Source organism: Hymenobacter piscis, from assembly GCF_018760735.1.
In the GTDB taxonomy this organism is placed as follows: domain Bacteria; phylum Bacteroidota; class Bacteroidia; order Cytophagales; family Hymenobacteraceae; genus Hymenobacter; species Hymenobacter piscis.
Genome location: NZ_JAHHZN010000011.1, coordinates 91,626 through 114,665, shown reverse-complemented (window position 1 = coordinate 114,665; position 23,040 = coordinate 91,626). Strand labels below are relative to the sequence as shown.

The following is a 23,040-nucleotide window of genomic DNA, read 5'->3' as shown; positions in this document are numbered from 1 at the left end:
CTCTCAACGTAGCCGACTGAGTAAAAGTACAGGTTTCTGCCCGGACGCTGCCGCCGTGGCCCGCTGCTGCCGAAGTATCCCGTAATTTTGCCTTTCCCTCCGCTAATCCTGCCCGCCATGCCCGATTCCGCTCCCGCCCCGCGCCCCACGCCCCAGCCCGATTCCAACCCCGACCGCATGCGGGCGGTGGCGCGCTACTCCGGCATCGGCGCCCAGATGGCGGCCACCATCGGCCTGAGCACCTGGGCCGGCTACTGGCTCGATACGCACTACCGGACCGAAACGCCCTGGTTCACGCTGGGTCTGATGCTGCTGGGCTTGTTCGCGGCCTTATATAACGTCATCCGCGCCGTTACGAAAGAACAGTAGGGCGAAGCAGTTCGTCGCGCTGGTTTAGTGGAATTTATTGCTGCGGCTGCCCTGGGGCGAAGCGGCGCTTCGCCCTACTTTAATGAAAACCTTCCTTCGTCCGTATCTGCTGTTCAGTTTGCTGGTGGGCTTTGCGCTGTACGCGGTGTACGCCCAGTTCGGGCCGCGCATCGTGCATCCGTTCACGCCCTACACGTTCGGCTTCTTCTTCGTGCTCACGCTGGTGCTCTACCGGCTGATGGAACGGCTGATCCGCGCCAACCCCGATAATTTTCTGGTGGCCTACTTCGGGGCCATGATTGCCCGGCTGCTTTTGTCGCTCACGCTGGTGCTGGTGTACCTTTTGCGGGGTGGCGGCCACGAAGGCAGCGCCCGCTGGGCCTTCCTGGGAAGCTTCTTTCTGCTGTATTTTCTCTTTGCCGGGTTTGAAGTCTGGAGCGTTCTGAGTAACTTGCGCCCGTTTTCAAAACCGGGCGAAATCACAAAATGAAGTTTTTGTGAACAAATCCCTAAGCCACTCTGAATGAAGCGCTTACTGTTAGCCCTCTTCTGTTTCCTTTCGTTCTCTACCTTCGCCAACGAGCCAACCGCCACGACGGCCGAGGCTACCGACACGGAAGAGTTCAATCCGGGCGAGATGATCCTGCACCACATCGGCGATTCGCACGAGTGGCACTGGTTCTCCCTCGGCAACGACCACTACACCACCTACCTGCCCGTTATTGCCTTCCGGCCCGGCCACGGTCTGTCCACGTTCTCTTCCCACCAGCTGGCCGAAGGCAAGGTGTACGACGGCCTGAAACTGGAGCACGAGCACCTGGTGTCGGAAGACGGCAGCAAGGTCTACGACTTCTCCATTACCAAGAACGTGATGTCGCTCATGCTGAGTGCGGCGCTGCTGCTGCTGGTGTTTACGGCCGTGGCCCGGGGCTACGCCAAGCGCGGCACCGGGGCTCCCCGGGGCATTCAGTCGTTCTTCGAGCCCATCATCATTTTTGTGCGCGACGAAGTAGCCAAGAAGTCCATCGGCCCTAAGTATGAGCGCTACATGCCCTACCTGCTGACGGTGTTCTTCTTCATCTGGTTCAACAACCTGATGGGCCTGATGCCCGGCGGGGCCAACCTCACCGGCAACATCGCCGTGACCCTGACCCTGGCCCTGATTACGCTGCTCATCACCCTGTTCAGCTCCAACAAGAACTACTGGCACCACATCTTCGCCACGCCCGGCGTGCCGAAGGCCCTGCTGCCCATCATGATTCCGGTGGAGCTGATCGGCATCGTGGTAAAGCCGTTCTCCCTGATGGTGCGTCTGTTTGCCAACATCACGGCCGGCCACATCGTCACGCTGAGCTTTATCTCGCTCATCTTCATCTTCCGTAACATTGGCGTGGCGCCCGTTTCGCTGGCCTTCGGCCTGTTCATCAACGTGCTGGAGCTGCTGGTAGCCATTCTGCAGGCCTACATCTTCACGCTGCTCACGGCCATGTACATCGGTGGCGCGGTGGAGGAACACCACGACGCGGATTACCAGATGGGCGGCGGCGACGGTGCTGAGCCGGCCCACGCCCACTAGAACCAAGTAGTACGCACACCACCCCCTGATTTTTTCGTTTTTCACTCCCCACAAACCTTTTTTTTATGCTTCTTTCTCTGTTGTTGCAGGCCATTACTAATTCTGCTGGTCTGGCCGTATTCGGTGCTGCTATCGGTGCTGGTCTGGTTGCTTTGGGTGCCGGTCTGGGCATTGGTCGTATCGGTGGTCAGGCTATGGAAGCCATTGGTCGTCAGCCGGAAGCTTCGGGCAAAATCCAGACTGCCATGCTGATCGTTGCCGCTCTGATCGAAGGTCTGGCGCTGTTCGCAGTAGTAGTCTGCCTGCTGATTTCCTTCAATCTCTAGGGATAGAGGTAGTACAAGAGCAGCCCGCTGCGCTAGGTCGCTTCAGCGCACGGCGTAGCGGGCTGTCTTGGCTTTTCCGGTAGGCAGATTGCCCGGGCCGCCGGCCGCCTGCGGGCGGCTTTCGGCTCCTTGGGCTTGCTCCGGATTTCAGGTACTAAGTACGCCTTACTGACTACTTCCCCATGAACATTGTAACCCCCGAATTAGGCCTGATTTTCTGGCAGGTGGTGATTTTTGGCATCGTGCTGCTCCTGTTGCGCTCGTTTGCCTGGAAACCCATCCTCAGCTCCCTCAAGGAGCGGGAAAGCTCCATCGAAGGCGCCCTGCGCATGGCCGACCAGGCCAAGCTGGAAATGCAGGAGCTCAAAGCCGGCAACGAAAAGCTGCTGGCCGAAGCCCGTCTGGAGCGCGACCGGATCATGAAGGAGGCCACGGCCATGTCCAGCCAGCTCATCGAGCAGGCCAAGGACAAAGCCAACGAAGAAGGCACCCGCCTGATTACCCAGGCCCGCGAAGCCATTCAGAACGAGAAGAACGCCGCGCTGGCCGAGGTGAAAAACACCGCCGCCCAGCTCTCCATCGACATTGCCGAGCGTATCCTGCGCCGCGAACTGACCGATCAGTCCGCCCAGCAGCAGCTCGTCGACTCGTACCTGAAAGAAGTAAAGCTCAACTAGTCCGTTGGGGGTTGTCAGTTTTCAGTTGTTAGTTGTCCGACGTTCTTCGTCCGGCACCAACAGCTAAAAACTGACAACTGACAACTAGCAACCGACAACTACATCAATGTCTGAACTACGAGTTGCCTCCCGCTACGCCAAGTCTTTGCTGGATCTGGCCGAGGAGCGCGGTGAGCTAGAGCAAGTGAAGCAGGATATGGACCTGTTCAGCAAAACGCTGGGCGAGAACCGCGACCTGCGCCTGCTGCTGCGCAACCCCATCGTGAAGAGCGACAAGAAGCTGGCTATTCTGCGGGCTATTTTCGGCGGCAAGGTGACGGCCCTGACGGAGAAGTTCTTCTCCATCGTGACCCAGCACAACCGCGAAGATTCCCTGGTATTCATCGGTGACGAATTTCTGAAGCAGTATAACCTCAAGCGCGGCATGCAGGTGGCCCAGGTCACGACGGCCGCCCCGCTGGATGCGCCCACCCGCCTGCAGTTGGTGCAGCTCGTGCGCGAGCAAACCGGCCTGCCCAAGGTTACGCTCCAGGAAAAAGTGGATGAAAGCCTGATCGGTGGCTTCGTGCTCCGCATCGGCGACCAGCTGATTGACGACTCGGTTAGCTACCGGCTGCGCAAGCTGCGCACCGAATTCTCGAAGAACCCCTACCAACCCCAACTATAACCCACCATGGCAGACGTACGTCCGGATGAAGTATCCGCCATTCTGCGGGAGCAACTTTCCAACTTCAAAACCGAAGCCGAACTCGAAGAGGTGGGCACGGTACTGCAGGTTGGCGACGGTGTAGCCCGCATCTACGGCCTGGGCAACGCCCAGGCGGGGGAATTGCTCGAATTTGAAAACGGCCTGCAAGCCCTCGTGCTCAACCTGGAAGAAGATAACGTGGGCGCAGTAATGCTCGGCGATTATTCCGAAATCCGGGAGGGTGCTACCGTGCGCCGCACCAATAAAATTGCCTCCATCCAGGTTGGCGAAGGCATCATCGGCCGCGTGGTGAACACGCTGGGCCAGCCCATCGACGGCCGCGGCCCCATCCAGGGCCAGACCTACGACATGCCCCTGGAGCGCAAGGCGCCCGGCGTAATCTACCGCCAGCCGGTAGCCGAGCCCATGCAGACCGGTATCAAGGCTATCGACGCCATGATTCCGATTGGCCGGGGCCAGCGCGAGCTCATCATCGGCGACCGTCAGACGGGTAAGTCGACGGTGGCCCTCGATGCCATCCTGAACCAGCGCGAATTCTTCGACCGCGGCGAGCCCGTGTTCTGCATCTACGTGGCCGTGGGCCAGAAGGCCTCGACGGTAGCCCAGATTGTGCAGGCCCTCACCAAGGGTGGTGCCATGGACTACACCGTGGTGGTGTCGGCTTCGGCTTCCGATCCGGCTGCCCTCCAGTTCTACGCTCCCTTCACGGGTGCCGCCATCGGTGAGTACTTCCGCGATACGGGTCGTCCGGCTCTGGTGGTGTACGATGACCTTTCGAAGCAGGCCGTGGCCTACCGCGAAGTGTCGCTGCTGCTGCGTCGCCCGCCGGGCCGCGAAGCCTACCCCGGCGACGTATTCTACCTGCACAGCCGCCTGCTCGAGCGCGCCGCCAAGATCAACGCGTCCGACGCCATTGCCCAGGACATGAACGACCTGCCCGCCAGCATCAAGCACCTGGTGAAAGGCGGTGGTTCGCTGACGGCCCTACCCATCATCGAAACTCAGGCCGGTGACGTTTCGGCGTACATCCCGACCAACGTGATTTCGATTACGGACGGCCAGATCTTCCTCGAAACCAACCTCTTCAACTCCGGGGTGCGTCCCGCCATCAACGTGGGTATTTCGGTATCGCGCGTGGGGGGTAACGCCCAGATCAAGTCGATGAAGAAGGTGGCCGGTACGCTGAAGCTCGACCAGGCCCAGTTCCGTGAGCTGGAAGCCTTTGCTAAGTTCGGTTCCGACCTCGATGCCTCGACCAAGCTCACCATTGAGCGTGGCCGCCGGAACCTCGAAATCCTGAAGCAGCCCCAGTTCTCGCCCCAGAAGGTAGAAGATCAGGTGGCCATCATCTACGCCGCCACCAACGGCCTGCTCGACCAGGTGCCGGTGAACCGCGTGCGCGAGTTCGAGAAGGAATTCACCCGCACCATGCAGACGCGTCATCCCGAGGAGCTCAAAGCCCTGAAGGCCGGCAAACTCGACGACACCATCACCGGTGCCATCCGTCAGGTTGCCAAAGACCTGTCGGCACAGTACGCTTCCAAGTAATCAGTTGTTGGTTGCCAGTTGCCAGTTGTCAGTTCGTTCGCACGAAAAGCAACTGGCAACTGACAACTGGCAACTGGCAACCCATCCCATATGGCTAGCTTAAAAGAAGTCCGGAGCCGCATTACGTCGGTGCAGAGCACGCAGCAGATTACCAAAGCCATGAAAATGGTGGCGGCGGCCAAGCTGCGGCGCGCCCAGGATAACATCCTGCGCATGCGGCCCTACGCCCAGCGGCTCAACAGCATTCTGAGCAACCTCACGGCCCTGACCGGCGAGGAGGCCGTGAGCGAGTACAGCGTGGTGCGCGACGTGCACCGCGTGCTGATCATCGCCATTACCTCCGACCGGGGCCTGGCCGGCGCGTTCAACAGCAACGTGTTCAAGGGCGTGAATGGCCTGGTGCAGAACCGCTACGCCGAGCAGGCCGCCGCGGGCAGCATCACCGTGATGGCCATCGGCAAGAAAGCCCACGAGTACTTCGGCAAGCGTGGTCCCCTACTGGGCGACTACCAGCACGTATTCGGCAAGCTCTCCTTCGATACCGTGCGCGAAGCCGCCGAGCAGGCTATGGACGGCTTCCGGGCCGGTACCTACGACGAGGTGGTGATGGTCTACAACGAGTTCCGGAACGTGGCCACCCAGGTGGTGCGCGCCGAACAGCTCCTGCCCCTGGTGCCCCAGGAGCAGCCCGCCAACGCCCCCGCCACGGCCAACGCCGACTACATTTTCTCGCCGTCCAAGGAGGAGATTGTGCAGACCCTGATTCCGCAGTCGTTGAAGGTGCAGCTTTACAAGGCCGTACTGGAAAGCAATGCCTCGGAGCACGGGGCCCGCATGACGGCCATGGACAAGGCCACGGAAAACGCCGGCGAACTGCTCAAGCAGCTCAAGCTGACCTACAACCGTACCCGTCAGGCCGCCATTACCACCGAGATTCTCGAAATCGTGGGTGGCGCTGAGGCCCTGGCCGCGAGCAAGTAAGGTTTCCTGTTTTACAATAGGAAAAAGGCCCGCTTCCGCAAGGAGGCGGGCCTTTTTAGTTGCGCTAGTCCCAACCACCGGTCGGGTGTGGGTAGAGATGCGACCCTGCGCGCCCCGGCGTTTGGCCAGCTACCGGCTGGGTTTGGGCGCGGTGGGGTGCTGCTCCAGCAGCTCCCATACCCGCTGGGGCGTGAGGTGGGTGAAGTCGGGGATGACGGTGAGGGGAGCCTGGAACTCGTCGGGCCGCAGGGTGGTGCTCACGCCGATGCAGCGCATGCCGGCCCGGTAAGCGGCCTGCTCGCCCAGCAGGGCGTCTTCCAGCACTACGCACCGCTCGGGCGGGATGCCGAGCTTCCGGGCCGTGGTGAGGTAGGTATCGGGGTGGGGCTTGCCGTGCTGTACGTCGTCCTTGCCTATCACCACATCGAAGTAGCGGCGCAGGTCGAGGTGGTCGAGGATGTAGGAGATGGTGTCGTCGCCGGAGCCGGTGCCCAGCCCGATGCGGAAGCCGGCCGCGCGGGCTGCTTCCAGGAACCCGCGCAGGCCGGGCAGCTCCCGGCGCTGATTCCAGTAGAGTACCCGGTAGAGCAGCTCGCGCTGGGCGGCGTATTCTGCGAGCTGTTTTTTGGGCACCGGGTTGGTGAACACGTGTTGCAGAATCTCGGAGGCGGGCATGCCGTTGAGGCGGCGCAACAACCGGCGGGCGTTGGTGGTCAAACCCAAATCCCGGAACAGGAGCTGAAATGCCCGGGCCTGGGCGGCGGTATTGTCAATGAGCACCCCATCCATATCAAAGATGAGGGCGTACGGGGCAGAATCGGGCATGGTAGGGGAGAGGAAGGTAAGGAACAGGGCAGCGCTGAACGATGTAGAGACGCGACCCTTCGCGTCTCGGCATTGCTGAGGTTGGTGTGACCGGGTGGTTCCCATCGTTCAACGCCGAGACGCGAAGGGTCGCGCCGCTACAGCGGGCGGCTGGGCAATTATAACCGGGCTGCTTGCTTTGCCTACGCAACTCCCGGCGGGGTGGGTTATCTTTGCCTGCTGAACTATGAAGCGGCCCCGGGGCGGCTTCGCTTATCCCCTTTGCCTTGAAAAAGCGTCTGAGCCTGTTGCTGGCGGCCACCCTGGCCCTGCCCGCCTTCGCCCAAAAAAAGAATGCTGCCCCCCTGGAGCGGCCCAAGCTGGTGGTCGGCATTGTGGTGGACCAGATGCGCTACGACTACCTCTACCGCTACTGGAGCAAGTACGGCACCGGCGGGTTCCGGCTGCTGCTGGGGGAGGGCTTCAGCTACGAAAACGCCCACTACAACTACGTGCCCACTTACACCGGGCCGGGCCACGCCAGCATCTACACCGGCACCACGCCCTCGGTCCACGGCATTATCGGCAACAACTGGCTGGAGCGCGAAACCGGCCGGGGTACCTACGTCACGGAGGATACCGACGTGCAGGCGGTGGGCGGCACGGCGGCGGCCGGGCAACAGTCGCCCCGCCACCTGCTGGCCACCACCATCACCGATGAGCTGCGCCTGGCCACCAACTTCCAGAGCAAGGTTATCGGCGTCTGCATCAAGGACCGGGGCTCCATCCTGCCGGCCGGGCACGCCGCCAACGGCGCTTACTGGTACGACGGCGCCAACGGGGCCTTTATCACCAGCACCTTCTACCAGCAGCAGCTGCCGGACTGGGCTACCCGCTTCAACGCCGAAAACCGGGCCGCCCGGTACCTGGATCAGCCTTGGAACACGCTGCTGCCCATCGGCCAGTACACCGAAAGTACCCCCGACGATGTGGCCTGGGAATCGGCCTTCCGGGGCGAAGCCCGGCCGGTTTTCCCCCACGACCTGCCCACGCTCAGCGCCGCGTTGCCCGCGGCCGTGAAGGGCGCCATGCAGGCCGCCGGTGAGAAAACGGCCCCCGTCCGCAACCTCGACCTGATCCGGTCCACGCCCTTCGGTAACTCGCTCACCCTCGATTTCGCCCTCGAAGCCCTGCGCGCCGAGCAGATGGGCCAGCGCGGCCAGACCGATTTTCTGGCCCTGAGCTTCAGCAGCACCGACTACGTGGGGCACCAGTTCGGGCCCAACTCCATTGAGGCCGAGGATACCTACCTGCGCCTCGACCAGGACCTGGCCCGCCTCTTCGAGCACCTCGACAAAACGCTGGGCCGCAAAAACGTGCTGGTGTTTCTGAGTGCCGACCACGGAGCGGCCCACTCGCCCAACTTCCTGCTCGAGCACCACCTGCCCGCCGGCTCGGTGGGCCCCCGCCTCATGCGCGACTCCCTCCAGCACGAGCTGGTGCGCCGGCACGGGGCGGGCCAGTGGGTGCTGAGCTATGAAAACCAGCAGGTGTACCTCAACCGCCCCCTCATCGCCCAGAAAAACCTCGATCTGTACCAGATGCAGCGCGAAACGGCCGACCTGATGCGGGGCTTCGCGGGCGTGACGCGGGCCCTGGCCGCCGAGGACGTGCAGAAGTCGCACTGGGAGAGCGGGATGCTCATGTACCTGGAAAACGGCTACTTCCCCAAGCGCTCGGGCGACGTGCTGGTGGTGCTGGAGCCGGGCTGGCTGGAGTCGTACTCCTTCCCCGTGAGCAAGGGCACCACCCACGGCTCGGCCAGCCGCTACGATACCCACGTGCCGGTCCTGTTCTGGGGCTGGCGCGTGAAGCACGGTGAGTCGTCGGCTCCGGTAAAGATTACCGATATTGCGCCCACGCTGGCCCGCTGGCTCCGTATTCAGGAGCCCGACGGCTGCACCGGCGAGCCCCTGCGGCAGGTGCTGGGCTGGTAAGTCTGGTTTTTGGTTCTCGGTTTTTAGTTTTTGGCTGCTCTTTTTCCGGCCAACCGCGTATGCTAGGCGCAGGCGGTTAGGCAGGTAAACGGATGCGCCGGAACCAAAACCAAGCCCCGAATACCAGCTGCCAAAAACGAATAACGAATAACCAACAACCAACAAATGGCCAAATTCAACCCCTGGCACGACGTATCGCGCGGCGAAAACGCTCCTACTGCCGTTACTGGCATCATTGAAATCCCGAAAGGCTCGAAGGCCAAGTACGAGCTCGACAAAGACAGCGGCATGCTGAAACTCGACCGCGTCCTGTTCTCGGCCGTGCACTATCCGGCCGCCTACGGCTTCATTCCTAAAACCTACTGCGACGACAAGGACCCGCTCGATATTCTGGTGCTCTGCTCCGTGGAAATCGTGCCCATGTGCCTGGTGGAAGCCAAGGTGATCGGGGTGATGCAGATGATAGACGGCGACGAGGAAGACGATAAAATCATTGCCGTGGCCGCCAACGACATCTCGGTGAACCACTACAACGAGCTGGAAGACCTGCCGCCCCACACCCTGCGCGAAATGCAGCGCTTCTTCGAGGACTACAAAGCCCTGGAGCACAAATCCGTGACCGTGCAGCGCTTCCTGCCCCGCGAAGAGGCCTACCGCATCATCGAGGAAAGCATCCGCCTCTACGACGAAACCTTCCCCAACGGCAACGACCACGACGAGAAGCTCCGCCAGCAGGAACTCAACGGCTAACCCCCGGCTGGTCCGGTACTTTTTTTCTGCCCCCTACTCCCACAGCCCCCGGCCGAATCTTCGGTTCCGGGGGCTGTGGCGTGCCGGAGCGGGCGTACCTTGCATCGGCCGCCGTGCTTCCCGGGGGCCTGCTGCTGCCCATGAAGCCCGCCTCCCACGTCCGCGAACCGGTTCCGACGCCCCCGCCGGGGTGGCCCCGCCGCGCGCTGGATGCGGTGCTCTACAGCAGTGGGTGGCTGTCGGGGGCGGCGCTGGGGCTGGTGGGGGCCACGTTTCTGGGATGGGGGGCGCCGCTGCCCGGCCGGCTGGGGGCGTTGATTTTCGCGGCCACGCTCTTTCTCTACAACCTCGACAGCGTGCTGCCCTATAAGCACGGGCAGCTGCCCGGCGCTACCCGCCGCAAGCACTGGATCCGGGCCCACCGCCCCCAGCTGCTGGTGCTCACGGCCGCGGCTGGCCTAGTTGCCACCATCCTGTTCCTGGCCGATGCCCGCCTGCCCCAACTGACGCCGTTTCTGGCCCACCTGGGCATTATTTCGGTGCTTTACTCCATGCCCCTGGTGCGCTACCGGGGCCGCTGGCGGGCCCTGCGCGACCTGCCCCTGCTCAAGGTATTTCTCATTGCCTACGTCTGGGCCGCCGTCACCGTATGGGTGCCGGCGCTGTACCAGGGGCGGCCTTTGGGCAGCGCGGCGGTGCTGCCCTTGTTTGCCCACCGCTTCCTGTTCATTCTGGCCCTGGCCCTGGTGTTCGACATCCGCGACTGCACCAAGGACCGCCTCACCGGCACCCGCACGTTTCCGGGCGTGCTGGGCATTGGGGCCACCAAAGCACTGGGAGTGGCCGCGCTAACGGCGGCAGCCCTGCTGGGGCCGGCCGGCGCCACGACCGTTCACCACGCGGCCCTGCTGCTGCCCCTGCTGCTGGCCGCCGCCGTTGTCTGGCAAGCCGAAGAATCGAGGCCGGACTACTATTTCGCTCTGCTGACGGACGGCGTGATGGTAGTGCAGTTCCTGACGGTGTGGGGGGCGGAAAAGTGGTGAGATGGTGAAATAGTGAGATGGTGAGTTTGATGTTTGGCTGGTCCAGACTGCGCAATTAGCGCCGTTAGGTAGCTTGAACATAAAACTCACCATCTCACCAATTCACCAACTCACCTAATGCCGGGCCGAGGAAGCGGACGATGTCGCCGGCCAGGAGGCCGGCGGGGCCGGTGTGGGGGAGGGCCAGGTCGCCGGCGCGGCCGTGGGCGTAGAGGCCCAGCAGGGCGGCGTGCAGGGGAGAGAGGCGCTTATCGGCGCGCAGAGCCAGGAGCAGGCCCGTGAGTACGTCGCCGCTGCCGCCGGTGGCCATGCCGGGGTTGCCGGTGCTGTTGAAGTAAACGATGCCTTCGGGGGTGGCCAGGGCCGTGTGGGCGCCCTTGAGCACGCAGTAGCAGCGGTAGCGGCGGGCGAAGTCGCGGAGCTGGTCGAGGCGGTGGTAATCGTCGCGGGCGGGCTCGCCCACGAGGCGCTCGAACTCCTTGGGGTGGGGCGTCAGCAGGGTATCGGGCGGGAGCCGGGCCAGCAGGTCGGGGTGGGCCCCGAGCAGGTTGAGGGCGTCGGCGTCGAGCACGAGCGGGACCCGGGCAGTATCGAGCAGCTGGGCCAGCACGGCGCGGGTGGCTTCGTGCTGGCCCAGGCCGGGGCCCATGCCCACGGCAGCGTAGGGCGTCAGGTCCGGCAGCTCCGTCACGTAGTCGGCGGCCGGGTCGGCGAGGCACATGGCTTCGGGGGCGGACATCTGGAGGATGTCGTAGCCCACGGCCGGCACCCGGGTGGTGAGCAGGCCCACGCCGCCCCGCAGGCAGGCCTGGGAGGCCAGCACGGCCGCCCCCACTTTTCCCCGGCTCCCGGCCAGCAGCAGCGCATGCCCGAAAGTGCCCTTATGGCTGAATTTCGGTCTTTTCGGGAAACAACCTTGCAGGTCTGCGGCCGTGACGAAATAGTTATCCACAGTTATTTTGTGGATAACTTCCTGGTCCAGCCCGATGGGCAGTACGTGCCAGTCGCCTACGAAGTCTGCGTTTTGAGGAAGCAGAAAGGCCAGCTTGGGGAGCTCGAAACTGAGCGTGTACCGCGCCTGCACCACCGGGCTGTCGGCGGGCTGGGGCGCGTCGGCCAGCAGGCCCGAGGGCAGGTCGATGGCTACTACGGTGGCGGCCGCGGCGTTGAGGTGCCGCACCACGGCGGCGGCCGGGCCATCGAGCGGGCGACTCAGGCCGGTGCCGAACAGGGCATCCAGCACCACCGCGTCCGGGGCCAGGGCGGGCAGGTGGGCGGGCCTGATTTCCTCGCAGGCCAGCGCGGCGGGGAGCTGCTGGCGGTTGTGGGTGAAATCGGCGGAGTGCCGGCTGGCGGGCAGCAGCCACACCCGGGGGGCATAGCCCAGGCCGTGGAGCTGACGGGCCACGGCCAGCCCGTCGCCGCCGTTGTTGCCGGGGCCGCAGAACACGTGGAACTCGGTGTCATAAGCGGGGCGCAGCTCTTCCAGCAGCCAGTTGGTAAGGGCCGTGGCGGCGCGCTCCATCAGATCGAGGGAGCTGATGTGCTGGGCCTGGATGGTAGCCTGATCGAGGGCGCGGGTCTGGGCGGCGGAAAGGAGTTTCATAGAAATGGTATACTTGGAACCTACCTGATTGGATATATGCTGCGTCTTGCTCCCCGATTTACGCTGCTGCTGCTGCTGGCCGCCTGCTCAGAGCGCCAACCCGCCGCCCCCGAAACGGCGGTTCCCGCTCCCGCCGCTGCAACTGCCAGAACTGCTGTAACTACCGTAACACCCCCGGCGGCCTTCGATTCAGCCACGGTACGAATGCTATCGGCCGGGCAGGTGCCGGCCGGCGTGGCGCGTCCGCCGGGCCGGGTGCTGGAGGCCCGGCAGTGGACGGATAGCCAGGGCGCGAACCTGCTGCTCCTCACCCGAACGGCCCCCCAGACGTTGCCCGCGCGTCCCGAAGACCCCAATGAAACCCAGACCATCCGGTTGTACGCCCGGCAGTACGTGCGGCGGGGTGCCCAATGGCGGGAAGTGTGGCGCCTCCAGGATGCCGTGGAGCGCTGCGCCTTTGATACCTGGCTCGGCCCGCTGCCCGGCGCCGCCACCGTGACGGACCTCGACGGCGACGGCCAGACGGAAACCACGCTCCTCTACACGTTCAGCTGCCGCAGCGACGTGAGCCCCTCCACCCTCAAGCTGATTATGCGCGAAGGCACCGCCAAGTATGCCCTGCGGGGCCACACGGTGGTGCAGTACGATTCCGTGCCGGTCAGCCAGCGGGCTCCCGCCAATCCGTGCTGCCTGGATACCATCAGCCAGCAACAGCTTGACGCTCCCGACGGCTACGTGCTCTACGCCGGCCGCTATCAGTCGGAAAAAGAGTTTGCGCAAGCGCCCCCGGCTTTTCTGCGCTTCGCCCGCCGGCAGTGGCGGCGCTGGTCGGTGCGGGATGAGTTGAAACAGTTGTGAGGCGCTGACCAGCGGCTGAACTACGCTCGCCCCGCGCCGCTAAAACTTCCGGCCCGCCCGCCGCGTTTGTACGGGCAGCCTCCGGGCTGATTGTGCTTACTAAACCGACCTGACCCCATGCAAACCTGGAACGACGTTATCCGGCTGGCCAACCACGGCTCCCCGGCCCCCGATAAGCGAGTAGAAAAAACCGACGCCGAGTGGCGCGCTCAGCTCACGCCCGAGCAGTACCACGTGACGCGGGAGCACGGCACCGAGCGGGCCTTCACGGGCGAATACTGCGAGGCCCACGAGGCCGGCCTCTACGCCTGCGTGTGCTGCGGCACCCCGCTCTACGACTCGCGCACCAAGTTCGAGTCGGGCACGGGCTGGCCCAGCTTCACCCAGCCGGTGAAGGAAAACGCCATCCGCTACAAGAAGGACACCAGCTACGGCATGACCCGGGTGGAAGTGCTCTGCAACGTCTGCGACGCCCACCAGGGCCACGTCTTCCCCGATGGTCCGCCCCCCGGCGGCCTGCGTCTGTGCATCAATTCGGCCAGCGTGAAGCTGGTGAGTGAGCAGCAGGAAGCGTAACCCGCCGGCCTTGCCATCTCCCGAAAGCCGGTTGGTAGCCTGAGGCTGCTGACCGGCTTTTTCACGCTCCGCCCGGAACCAGCCCGCCGGCTCCGGGCGGAGCGCAAAAAAGCCGGTGCCGGCCGGCGTGCGGGTGCCGAAGTTTTTCTGCCGATTTTTGCACCCCCGTCCCCGGGGACGGGTTGCTTACGTAAGCAGGCTCGTCTTGTCCCACCCCGCTTTCCCACCCCACCCATGTCGTTGCTCTTCACCGATTTCAACAGCTGGCAGGCCCACTGCGCCGCTACCAACGAACCGCTTTACCAGCCCGTGCTCGACTACGAAATCGAGCAGAAGGGCCGCACCGAGGAGGAAATCTGGGCAGGCCTGCAACGGGCCTACGACGTGATGCGCGACGCCGTGCACACGGGCCTCACCCAGGACATGACCTCGCGCTCGGGCATGGTGAACAACGGGGCCAAGAAGATTGCCGCCTCGCCCGTCACGGTGCTTTCGCCGGAGTTCAAAAACCTCGTGACGCGGGCCCTGGGGGCCAAGGAAGTGAATTCGTGCATGGGCCGGGTGGTAGCGGCGCCCACGGCCGGGGCTTCGGGCATCCTGCCCGGCGTGCTGGTCACGCTCCAGGACATTCATAAGCTTGAGGACCGCGCTATTCTGGAAGGTCTGCTGGTGGCGGCCGGTATTGCCCTCATCATCGAGCAGAACGCCTCCCTGGCCGGGGCCGTGGGCGGCTGTCAGGCCGAAACCGGCTCGGCGGCAGCTATGGGCGCAGGAGCCATTGTGTATTGCCTGGGCGGCTCCGTGAGCGAGGCTTTTGCCGGTGTGGCCATTACCATTCAGTGCATGCTGGGCCTCATCTGCGACCCGGTGGCGGGCCTGGTGGAAGTGCCCTGCGTGGTGCGCAATGCCTCGGCCGCCGCCATTGCCTTCAGTTCGGCCCAGATTGCCATTGCCGGCGTCGATCCGGTGATTCCCGTGGATCAGTGCGTGGCGGCCCTGGGCGAAGTAGGCCAGAGCATGGAAACCCGCTACAAGGAAACTGCCCTCGGCGGCCTGGCCAACACCACCCGCGGCCGCGAAATCGAGAAAATGGTCCTCATCCAGGACGTGCAAATCCTGCCGGATGAAGATGGGGAGTGAGGGAACGAGTGACTCGGTGAATGAGGGAACCGTTCTGTCATGGCAAGGCGCAGCCGAAGCAATCCGTCCTTCACGCAGTTCAAAGCCCCGATTTACGAAAAGCCCCTGGCGTGCACACGTCAGGGGCTTTGTGCTGAATACTGGTTCGGCGCTCGGTAGAGGACGGATTGCGTCGGCTCGGCCTCGCCATAGCAGAAAGGTTCACTCATTCACCGAGTCAATCATTCACTGCCCCCGGGGCCATCGTGACGCGGGCCAGGTAGGCGGCGGCGCGGGCGTAGCGGCTGCGGAGTTCCTGGTACTGCTGCCAGGCCTCGGCTTCGGGGCAAAGCGGGATGCCGGCTTCGCGGAGCTGCTCCCGGCTGTGATGGAAACCCGCCTGCTCAGCGGGCGACGGCGGGCTGCCGGGCCTTTCGTCGTAGCCAAAAAACCGGGCTACGCGGTTCAGGGCTACGCAGCCGGCTTTGAAACAGAGCGTCAGGTACGGGTCGCGGGGCTGCTCCACGGTGCTGATGATGAGCGCCGCCGCGTCGAGAATGACGCCGGCGGCCGTAATCCAGGAACGTCCGGGCTGGGGCGAGCGAAAAAAGGAGAGGATGGGCAGGGAGGTGTGGGTTTCCTCGATTTCCACAAACCACTGCTCCCACTCCTGCCACTGGGCGCGGTCGTCCTGCAAAGAGCCGGTGCGGTGCAGCCAGAGCAGCAGCTCTACCGCCGAGGCCTTGGCCCCCGAGCGCAGCTCCAGGCGGCTGACCGTGATTTCGCGCCGCGAAAAGGCCTGGTACATGGTGGGCAGGTAGGAAATGAGCAGCGTCATCAGCAGCAGCCCCAGCGTGGCCTCGGAGTAGGAAATGAGGTTGGCCCACACGTTATGACTGGGCTCTTCCGAGCCGAGCGTGAGCAGGGAGCTGTTGCTGATGCGCAGGCACCGCTCCCAGCGCCCTTCGCCCAGGGCCCAGAAAATATTGGTGTAGCCCACGCTCAGCAGCGTCAGCCACACGATGGGCAGGGCCACCAATCCCACCGGGGCATAGAGGGCCATAACCCGGTCGCGCCGCTCGTAGGTAGTGCCCAGCCGGGCCAGCCCATTGAACAGCATCCGCAACACCCGGAACACGAAACTGCTGATCAGCACGGTTTCGTTGCGGGGCAGCACAAAAGAGCGGATAGCGGCCAGTACGGTGCTGATGACCAGGAAAAGGCCGCCGCCGAAGGCAAACCAGTGCAACAGAACATCGGGCATAGGGGAGTGGGCGCGGCGTCAGGCCGCCTGCCTTGTACTGCTACGGCCTCTGTGGGGTTGGTCAGGCCGGCGTGGGCCGGGGCCGGGCCGGCCGGGTACTACCCCCGCGCCTTCCAGAGCTGCCGGAACGTCTGGGGGGCTACCTGCACGGCATCGCGGCGCTTGCTCCAGCCCACTTCGCCCAGCAGGCGGCTCAGGACCCAGTTTTTGCCGGCGGCGGGGGCCAGGTCCCAGACCCAGCGGTGCTTCATGCCGTGCAGCCACAGCCTAATGGCGCGGCGCTCTTCCTTGTCGGTGAGCTGCTCCTGCACGCTCTGCTGGCGGTTTTTGAGCAGCAGGTTGTGAATCGGGATGCGGACCGGGCACACCGAGGAGCAGGCCCCGCACAGGCTGCTGGCGAAGCTCAGGTGCTTGTTTTCGGCCAGGCCCGAGAGATGGGGCGTAATCACGGAGCCGATGGGACCGGAGTAGGTGGCCTCGTAGCTGTGCCCGCCAATGTTCTTGTAGACCGGGCACACGTTCAGGCAGGCCCCGCAGCGGATGCAGTTCAGGGCCTCACGCTTGTCGGGCTGGGCCAGCAGGTTGGTGCGGCCGTTGTCGAGCAGAATCACGACCATTTCCTCCGGGCCGTCCTTTTCCAGGGGCTGGCGGGGGCCGGTGTAGATGGTGTTGTAGACCGTGACCTGCTGGCCGGTGCCGCTGGTGCTGAGCAGGGGCCAGAACAAATCCAGGTCCTGGAGCCTGGGAATCACCTTCTCAATGCCCACAATGGCAATGTGGGTGTGCGGAAACGTGGCCGAGAGGCGGGCGTTGCCCTCGTTCTCGGTCACGCAGACTGCCCCCGTATCGGCAATGAGGAAGTTGCCGCCCGTGACGCCCACTTCGGCCGCCGTGTACTTGTTGCGCAGCAGGTGGCGGGCCGTGAGCACGAGCTTCTGGGCGTCGTCGGTGTACTCGATGCCGAGGTGCTTAACGAAAATATCGGCAATGTCGAGCTTGCTCAGGTGCATGGCCGGCGTCACGATGTGGTAGGGCCGCTCCCCGTTGAGCTGCACAATGAACTCGCCCAGATCCGTCTCCACCGACTCAATCCCGCGCGTTGAGAGGTACTGGTTGAGGTGGATTTCCTCGGTAGTCATGCTCTTGGCCTTCACCACGGTGCGGGCCTTGCGGCGCTCCATGATCTTGCCCACTTCAAACAGGGCCTCCTCCGCGTTCTGGGCCCAGATAACCTTGCCGCCGCGCCGGGTGAAATTCTCCTCGAACTGGAGCAGGTACTCATCGAGGCGGTTGATGACCTCGGTTTTGAGGTAGGCCGCCCGGCTGCGGGCCAGCTCGTGGTCCTGGTAGAAGCCCATGCCGGTGCTCACGGCCGCGTTGTACTTGCCGATGTTGAAGCGGATTTTGCGCCGGTGCTCCAGGTCGAAGGCCTTGCGGTCGGTATCCTGGAGGAATTGCGCGGCTTTGGTCGGGGCAACAGAGGTCGGGTTCATGGCAGCACGGGTAGCAACGGGTTCAGACAAATATAAAAACCCGCCGCACCACATTCGGTTCGGCGGGTTTTTTCTGTAGAACTGAGAGGTAAGAACTGAGAGGTGAGAACTGAGAGCTTAGAAGTGAGAAGTGAGAAGTGAGGAAGGAACGTCATTCCGAGCGCAGCCGAGGAATCTCGCGTGCTGACGTTGCCAGAGTAACCCAACGTCAGCACGCGAGATTCTTCGCTGCGCTCAGAATGACGTTCCTTCCTCAGTTCTCAGTTCTAAGCTCTCAGTTCTCACCTCTCAGTTCTCACTTCTTGTTCGAGTCCACTACGATGCGCTGGTCGCGGTTGGCCAGGTCCCAGGCGGTGTAGAAGACGAGGCGGGCGCGCTTTTCCATCTTCGGAAACTCGATTTTCTCGACTTCGTCGCCCGCGCCGTGGTAATCGGCGTGCACGCCGTTGAAGAAGAAGGCCACCGGGATGTTGTGCTTGGCGAAGTTGTAGTGGTCGGAGCGGTAGTAGAAGCGGTTGGGGTCTTCCGGGTCGTTGAAGCGGAAGTCCAGGTCCATCTGGGTGTACTTCTGGTTCTGGGCCTGCAGAATGGTGTGCAGCTCGGAGCTGAGCTTGTCGGAGCCAATCACGTACACGTAGTCGCCCTTGCCCTCGTGGTCCTTATCGGTGCGGCCCACCATGTCGGTGTTCAGGTCGACCATCGTTTTTTCCAGCGGGAAGATGGGGTGGTCGGTGTAGTACTCCGAGCCCAGCAGGCCTTTTTCTTCGCCCGTTACGGTCAGGAACAGAATACTGCGGCGCGGGCCGTGGCCCTCGGCCTTGGCTTTGGTGAAGGCCTCGGCCATTTCCAGCACCGTAACCGTGCCCGAGCCGTCGTCGTCGGCGCCGTTGTGCACCTCGCCGTTGATGATGCCAATGTGGTCGAAGTGGGCCGAGAGCACGACGATTTCATCCTTGCGGTCGGTGCCTTCCAGAAAGCCCAGCACGTTTTCGGTGGTGAAGTCCTCGGTTTTGCGCGGGGCCAGCACCGTGGTTTTTACCGGCCGGAAGGGGCTGGTGACGGGCTGTCCGGCCTTGGTCACGGCCGCCGCGTACTTGGGCAGCGTCTGGGCCGAGGTGCCGAGCATCTTGTAGCCCACGGCCGGCGACACGAAATAGGCCGTCGGGCGGGGGCCATCCACGGCGTCCTTGAACGCAATGCTGGGGCGACTCACGTAGGGCGCCATGCGGCCGGCCTGCTTGGCGAAGTTGCTGTTAGGATTGAAGTCGACGAAGAACACCGAGCGGGCCCCCTTCTGGGCGGCCAGCGTGAGCTTGGCCCGGAAATCCTGGCCCCACTTGCTGCCTTGGCCGTCCTTGCCCAGCAGAGCGGTGCCCTGGCCGTTCTGGGGCTCGCCCAGCAGAATCAGCAGGTCCTTGCCTTTCACATCGCCCAGGGCGGCGTAGTCGGAGTAGCCGTCCTGCTCGATGCCGTAACCGGCAAATACGGGCTGCACGGTAGTCGCCTGCTGGAAGCCCTGGCCCCCGTAGGCGTAAAAATCGGTCAGCCACTGGTAGCTGTCGGAGCCCACTTTCAGGGTGGCGCCGTCGGCCCAGGTGCTGCGCACCATGGTGAAGTGCTGAAGGTAGGGGTTGTCGGAATTCGGCACGGGTCCCGCCAGGCCCAGCTCCTTGAAGCGGTTGGCAATGTACTCGGCGGCCATTTTCTGGCCTTTCTCGCCGGTTTCGCGGCCCTCGTACTCATCCGAGGCCAGCACGCTCAGGTGCTGGCGCAGGTCGGCCTGGGTGATGGTGCCGGCGTAGGTCTGGGCCGGGTCGGCGGGCGCGGGCGCGGTAGGCGCGGCGGCCTCCACGGTGGGGGTGGCCGTTACTTCGGTCCGGGCCTTGCCGCGCTTGTGCTTGACCTTGATTTTCTCGGGCGTTTGCTGGGCCAGGGCCGCGGTGGCCGTGCCCGCTACCAGCAGCCAGGCCAGCAGGGAAGTTTTTTTCATGGTTGGGGATCTGAGGAACTGAGGAACTTGGGGACTGAAAGACTGGGGAACTGGAGGACTGGGATGAAGTTCTTCGAAGTAATTACTGAACGTCATCCCAGTCCCCCAGACTCCCGAATCCTCAAGACCCTAAGCCCCTGCTAAGGTTGCACAATGAGCACGGCGGCGTAGGCGGCCACGCCCTCGCGGCGGCCCACGAAGCCCAGTTTTTCGGTGGTGGTGGCCTTGATGCTGATGTCGTCCTCGGCCAGGCCCATCACCTCGGCCAGCACGCGCTGCATCTCCGGGATGTGGGGGTTGACTTTGGGCGCTTCCAGACAGATGGTAGAGTCGATGTTGCTGATTTCGTAGCCCTTCCCGCGGAGCAGGCGCACTACGCCGGCCAGCAGCTTCTTGCTGTCGATGCCCTTGTACTGCGGGTCGGTGTCGGGGAAGTGGAAGCCGATGTCGCGCAGGTTGGCCGCGCCCAGCAGCGCGTCGCAGATTACGTGGATGAGCACATCGGCATCGGAGTGGCCGAGGGCGCCGTGGGTGTGGGGCACCTGAATGCCGCCGAGCCAGAAGGGCAGGCCTTCCTGGAGCTGGTGAACGTCGTAGCCGAAGCCGGTCCGGATTTTCATATCGAGCAGAAACTAGGGAATGGACCCGCAAGGTACGCTTTCGGCAGGTTGGTTGGGGGCCGGCCCGTGCCGCCGGCCGCAGCGGGCTGCCAACAAAAAACGGCCGCCGGTAAAGTAAAAAGCCGGCGGAAACGTCGGGGGATAAAGACGCGGATAATAAATAGGAAAAAACCGATGGAAACTTAGGAATCATTAAAAGTTTCCGCAGTATCTTTGCCGCGTTATCATGGAAATCAAAGACCGAATTTTACACGCCGCCGTCACGCTCTTCACCCGCAATGGGATCAAGAGCGTGTCGATGGACGACATTGCCTCCGAGCTGGGCATCTCCAAGAAAACCCTCTACAAGTGGTTCGACAACAAGGATGAGCTGGTGTCAGCCGTCATTTCCAGCCATTTGAACGGGGTGCAGAGCGAGTGCGAGGGCATTTCGGGAACGGCCATCAATGCCGTCGACGAGATGGTGCAGATCATGGACTGGGCCAAGCGCCAGTTCAGCAACACCAACCCCAACGCCATTCACGACCTGCGCAAGTACTATCCGGCCGCCTGGAAGCTGTTTCACAACCACAAGAACAAGTACATCCTGGCCCAGATTCAGGCCAATCTGCGCCGGGGCGTGGCCGAGGGCCTCTACCGCGCCGACCTCGACGTGGAGGTGCTCTCGCGCCTGCGCCTGGCTCAGATTGACGTGCTCTTCGACCAGGAGGTATTCCCGGTTGCGCAGTTCGATCAGCCCCGGGTGCAGCTGGCCTGCAACGAGCATTTTCTGCTGGGCATGGTCACGCTCAAGGGCCATAAGCTCGTCAACGAATACCGTCAGGTGACGGAAGAAGAATAGGTTTTTAGTGCTTGGTGCTTGGGTTTTAGTGCTTAGGTCGTTCTGCCCGAACCAAGCTAAGCACCAGGCACTACCAACCAGGCACTATCTACTAAGCCCTAAGCCCTAACAGTCAACCATGAAGAACAACCTCCGCGTTTTGCTGCTGGCCACCGGGCCGGGCCTGCTGGCCCCCGCCGGGGCCGCCCTGGCGCAGACCGCGCCCGCCGCTCAGCCCGCCCTGGCGCTGCAGGCTACCACCGGCACCCTGCCCCTGAGCCTGCGGCAGGCCATCGACTACGCCGTGCAGAACAAATCCACGCTGCTGGCTACGCGCCTGGGCGAGCAGACCGCCCGGGCCAAGGTGGGCGAAATCCGCTCGGCGGGCCTGCCCCAGGTAAACGTGTCGGCCAACGTGGCCGACAACTTCAAGCTGCAGAAAAGCCTCGTGGACTTTGGGGCCCTGGGCGGAGATAGTCTCACCTTATCGTCACTCCGGCAGAATGACGTAGCCGCCGCTCAGAACGGCCAGACCGTTAATCTGACTCCCGTCAGGGTGAAAAATGAGGCGCCGCCGGCGCCGCCGCAGGCCTTTGCTTTTGGTTTGCAGTGGGCCGGGAACACCAGCGCCTCGGTGTCGCAGCTGCTGTTCGACGGCGCTTACCTGATTGGTCTGAAAGCGGCTAAGGTGTACGAGCAGCTGGCCCAGAAGCAAACCCAGCAGGCCGAAATCGACGTGGTGGAGCAGGTCAGCAAGGCCTACTACAGCACCCTGGTGGCGCGGGAGCGGCTCCAGCTGCTCTCCCGCAACGTGCAGCGCCTCGACACCATCCTCTACCAGACCAACGAAACCTTCAAGGCGGGCTTTGCCGAGAAGCTGGACGTGCAGCGCCTGCAGGTGCAGCGCAACAACCTGGTAGTGGAGCAGCAGAAGGCCACCCGCCTCACGGAGCTGAGCGTGGCCCTGCTCAAGTTTCAGATGGGCCTGCCCCAGAGCCAGGACGTGCAGCTGACCGACCAGCTCAGCAACGCCCTGGTGGATGCCGGCGCCCTGCGCCAGCGCCTGGGCGCGGCCAGCTTCGCCACCGGAGCCGGCGACGCCGGCCTGGGACCGGTGCCCACTGCCCCCACCACGCCCGCCACCACCACCGACCAGCGCGACCAGGACCAGCGGACGGCCCTCAGCGGCGCCCGGACCGGCCAGCTGGCCGCGGCCTTCAACTACAACAACCGCATCGAGTTTAGCACCCTCGAAACCCAGCAGGCCCTGGCCGGCCTGGATTTGGCCAACCGCCGGGCCGGGGCTTATCCGCGCCTGCTCGCTACGGCTGCCTACGGCTTCTCGGGCTCGGCCAAAACGGCCGGCGACCTGTTTGCCTTCCGCGGACCCGATTCGCGGGCCGGCAACGGCTTCCCCAACCAGAACTGGTTTGGTTTCGGCAACGTGGGCCTGAGTCTGCAGATTCCGGTGTTTGATGGTTTCCGCCGCAAATACCTGGTGCAGCAGGCCCGTATTCAGCAGCAGACCATTGAGCGGGGCTTCGAAACCCTGCGCCAGAGCATCGATTTGCAGGATGCCCAGAGCCGCACCACGCTCATCAACGCCCTCGACGTGCTCGACAACCAGAAGGCCAACCTGGCCCTGGCCGAAGAAGTAGCCCGCGTCTCGCGCATCAAGTTTGAGGAAGGCGTGGGCTCCAACCTGGAGGTTATATCGGCCGAAACCGGCCTGCGCGAAGCCCAGACCAACTACTACGCCGCCCTCTACGACGTGCTGGTAGCCAAGGTCGACCGCGACAAAGCCACCGGGGAGCTGTTCCGCAAGGCCAACAACTAAGGAGCCAGAAGTCAGAAGCTAGGAGCTAGAAGCTTCTGACCCGGCTGCGTACCCCCTGTTCTAGCTCCTCACTCCTT

22 protein-coding genes are annotated in these 23,040 nt (G+C 63.5%); 16 read left to right on the top strand and 6 right to left on the bottom strand.

Annotated elements, in window-relative coordinates:
- The first annotated feature begins 117 nt into the window (after positions 1–117).
- The 8 genes from KLP40_RS13240 (at position 118) to atpG (ending at position 6,186) form a co-directional block, all read left to right on the top strand.
- A complete protein-coding gene (locus KLP40_RS13240; protein WP_215594262.1) occupies positions 118–369 on the top strand; it encodes an AtpZ/AtpI family protein in 252 nt (83 codons plus the stop codon).
- Between the two features lie 82 nt (positions 370–451).
- Positions 452–859, top strand: coding sequence for a hypothetical protein (locus KLP40_RS13235; protein WP_215594261.1), 408 nt, complete (start codon positions 452–454; stop codon positions 857–859).
- 33 nt (positions 860–892) lie between these two features.
- On the top strand, positions 893–1,945 hold the full coding sequence (gene atpB, locus KLP40_RS13230) for a F0F1 ATP synthase subunit A (RefSeq protein ID WP_215594260.1): 1,053 nt from the start codon (positions 893–895) through the stop codon (positions 1,943–1,945).
- A 65-nt stretch (positions 1,946–2,010) separates the two neighbouring features.
- Positions 2,011–2,271: an ATP synthase F0 subunit C gene (atpE, locus tag KLP40_RS13225; RefSeq protein ID WP_019946527.1), complete on the top strand. Its 261-nt coding sequence runs from the start codon at positions 2,011–2,013 to the stop codon at positions 2,269–2,271.
- A 182-nt stretch (positions 2,272–2,453) separates the two neighbouring features.
- Positions 2,454–2,948 carry a F0F1 ATP synthase subunit B gene (locus KLP40_RS13220; RefSeq protein WP_215594259.1) on the top strand — a complete coding sequence of 165 codons (495 nt, stop codon included), beginning with the start codon at positions 2,454–2,456 and terminating at the stop codon, positions 2,946–2,948.
- A 106-nt stretch (positions 2,949–3,054) separates the two neighbouring features.
- Complete coding sequence (gene atpH / locus KLP40_RS13215) at positions 3,055–3,615, top strand: ATP synthase F1 subunit delta (protein WP_215594258.1); 561 nt, start codon at positions 3,055–3,057, stop codon at positions 3,613–3,615.
- A gap of 6 nt (positions 3,616–3,621) precedes the next feature.
- On the top strand, positions 3,622–5,205 hold the full coding sequence (gene atpA / locus KLP40_RS13210) for a F0F1 ATP synthase subunit alpha (protein ID WP_215594257.1): 1,584 nt from the start codon (positions 3,622–3,624) through the stop codon (positions 5,203–5,205).
- Between the two features lie 90 nt (positions 5,206–5,295).
- Positions 5,296–6,186 carry an ATP synthase F1 subunit gamma gene (gene atpG / locus KLP40_RS13205; RefSeq protein WP_215594256.1) on the top strand — a complete coding sequence of 297 codons (891 nt, stop codon included), beginning with the start codon at positions 5,296–5,298 and terminating at the stop codon, positions 6,184–6,186.
- Between the two features lie 129 nt (positions 6,187–6,315).
- Here atpG and KLP40_RS13200 read toward each other — a convergent pair whose 3' ends face one another.
- Positions 6,316–7,011: an HAD family hydrolase gene (locus KLP40_RS13200; RefSeq protein WP_215594255.1), complete on the bottom strand. Its 696-nt coding sequence runs from the start codon at positions 7,009–7,011 to the stop codon at positions 6,316–6,318.
- A gap of 266 nt (positions 7,012–7,277) precedes the next feature.
- Here KLP40_RS13200 and pafA point away from each other — a divergent pair, with 266 nt between their 5' ends.
- The 3 genes from pafA (at position 7,278) to KLP40_RS13185 (ending at position 10,780) form a co-directional block, all read left to right on the top strand.
- Positions 7,278–8,987 carry an alkaline phosphatase PafA gene (gene pafA, locus KLP40_RS13195; protein ID WP_215594254.1) on the top strand — a complete coding sequence of 570 codons (1,710 nt, stop codon included), beginning with the start codon at positions 7,278–7,280 and terminating at the stop codon, positions 8,985–8,987.
- A gap of 165 nt (positions 8,988–9,152) precedes the next feature.
- Positions 9,153–9,737, top strand: a complete 585-nt coding sequence (locus tag KLP40_RS13190) for an inorganic diphosphatase (RefSeq protein ID WP_215594253.1) — start codon at positions 9,153–9,155, stop codon at positions 9,735–9,737.
- Positions 9,738–9,877: 140 nt separating this feature from the next.
- Entirely contained in the window at positions 9,878–10,780 is a 903-nt protein-coding gene (locus KLP40_RS13185; RefSeq protein WP_215594252.1) for a UbiA family prenyltransferase, read from the top strand.
- Between the two features lie 94 nt (positions 10,781–10,874).
- Here the strand turns inward: KLP40_RS13185 and KLP40_RS13180 are convergent, their stop codons facing one another.
- Complete coding sequence (locus KLP40_RS13180; RefSeq protein WP_215594251.1) at positions 10,875–12,386, bottom strand: NAD(P)H-hydrate dehydratase; 1,512 nt, start codon at positions 12,384–12,386, stop codon at positions 10,875–10,877.
- A 36-nt stretch (positions 12,387–12,422) separates the two neighbouring features.
- On the opposite strand from KLP40_RS13180, the gene KLP40_RS13175 reads away from it, so the two are divergent.
- The 3 genes from KLP40_RS13175 to sdaAA all read left to right on the top strand — a co-directional run bounded on the left by KLP40_RS13175 (position 12,423) and on the right by sdaAA (position 14,960).
- Positions 12,423–13,244: a M949_RS01915 family surface polysaccharide biosynthesis protein gene (locus KLP40_RS13175; RefSeq protein ID WP_215594250.1), complete on the top strand. Its 822-nt coding sequence runs from the start codon at positions 12,423–12,425 to the stop codon at positions 13,242–13,244.
- 117 nt (positions 13,245–13,361) lie between these two features.
- A complete protein-coding gene (msrB, locus tag KLP40_RS13170; RefSeq protein ID WP_215594249.1) occupies positions 13,362–13,820 on the top strand; it encodes a peptide-methionine (R)-S-oxide reductase MsrB in 459 nt (152 codons plus the stop codon).
- A gap of 234 nt (positions 13,821–14,054) precedes the next feature.
- Positions 14,055–14,960 (top strand): L-serine ammonia-lyase, iron-sulfur-dependent, subunit alpha, encoded by a 906-nt coding sequence (sdaAA, locus tag KLP40_RS13165; RefSeq protein WP_215594248.1) that lies wholly within the window; start codon positions 14,055–14,057, stop codon positions 14,958–14,960.
- Between the two features lie 217 nt (positions 14,961–15,177).
- On the opposite strand, the gene KLP40_RS13160 is transcribed toward sdaAA, so the two are convergent.
- From KLP40_RS13160 to ispF, 4 genes are all read right to left on the bottom strand, one after another.
- A complete protein-coding gene (locus tag KLP40_RS13160) occupies positions 15,178–16,203 on the bottom strand; it encodes a hypothetical protein (RefSeq protein WP_215594247.1) in 1,026 nt (341 codons plus the stop codon).
- Positions 16,204–16,301: 98 nt separating this feature from the next.
- Positions 16,302–17,696: a LutB/LldF family L-lactate oxidation iron-sulfur protein gene (locus KLP40_RS13155; RefSeq protein WP_215594246.1), complete on the bottom strand. Its 1,395-nt coding sequence runs from the start codon at positions 17,694–17,696 to the stop codon at positions 16,302–16,304.
- A 295-nt stretch (positions 17,697–17,991) separates the two neighbouring features.
- Positions 17,992–19,686, bottom strand: coding sequence for a M28 family peptidase (locus KLP40_RS13150; protein WP_215594245.1), 1,695 nt, complete (start codon positions 19,684–19,686; stop codon positions 17,992–17,994).
- 140 nt (positions 19,687–19,826) lie between these two features.
- On the bottom strand, positions 19,827–20,306 hold the full coding sequence (gene ispF, locus KLP40_RS13145; RefSeq protein ID WP_215594244.1) for a 2-C-methyl-D-erythritol 2,4-cyclodiphosphate synthase: 480 nt from the start codon (positions 20,304–20,306) through the stop codon (positions 19,827–19,829).
- A 226-nt stretch (positions 20,307–20,532) separates the two neighbouring features.
- Here ispF and KLP40_RS13140 point away from each other — a divergent pair, with 226 nt between their 5' ends.
- Both KLP40_RS13140 and KLP40_RS13135 read left to right on the top strand, forming a co-directional pair.
- The gene (locus KLP40_RS13140) at positions 20,533–21,147 is read left to right on the top strand and encodes a TetR/AcrR family transcriptional regulator (protein ID WP_215594243.1); all 615 of its coding nucleotides are present in this window, start codon (positions 20,533–20,535) and stop codon (positions 21,145–21,147) included.
- Between the two features lie 118 nt (positions 21,148–21,265).
- The gene (locus KLP40_RS13135) at positions 21,266–22,963 is read left to right on the top strand and encodes a TolC family protein (RefSeq protein ID WP_215594242.1); all 1,698 of its coding nucleotides are present in this window, start codon (positions 21,266–21,268) and stop codon (positions 22,961–22,963) included.
- Positions 22,964–23,040 lie beyond the last annotated feature (77 nt).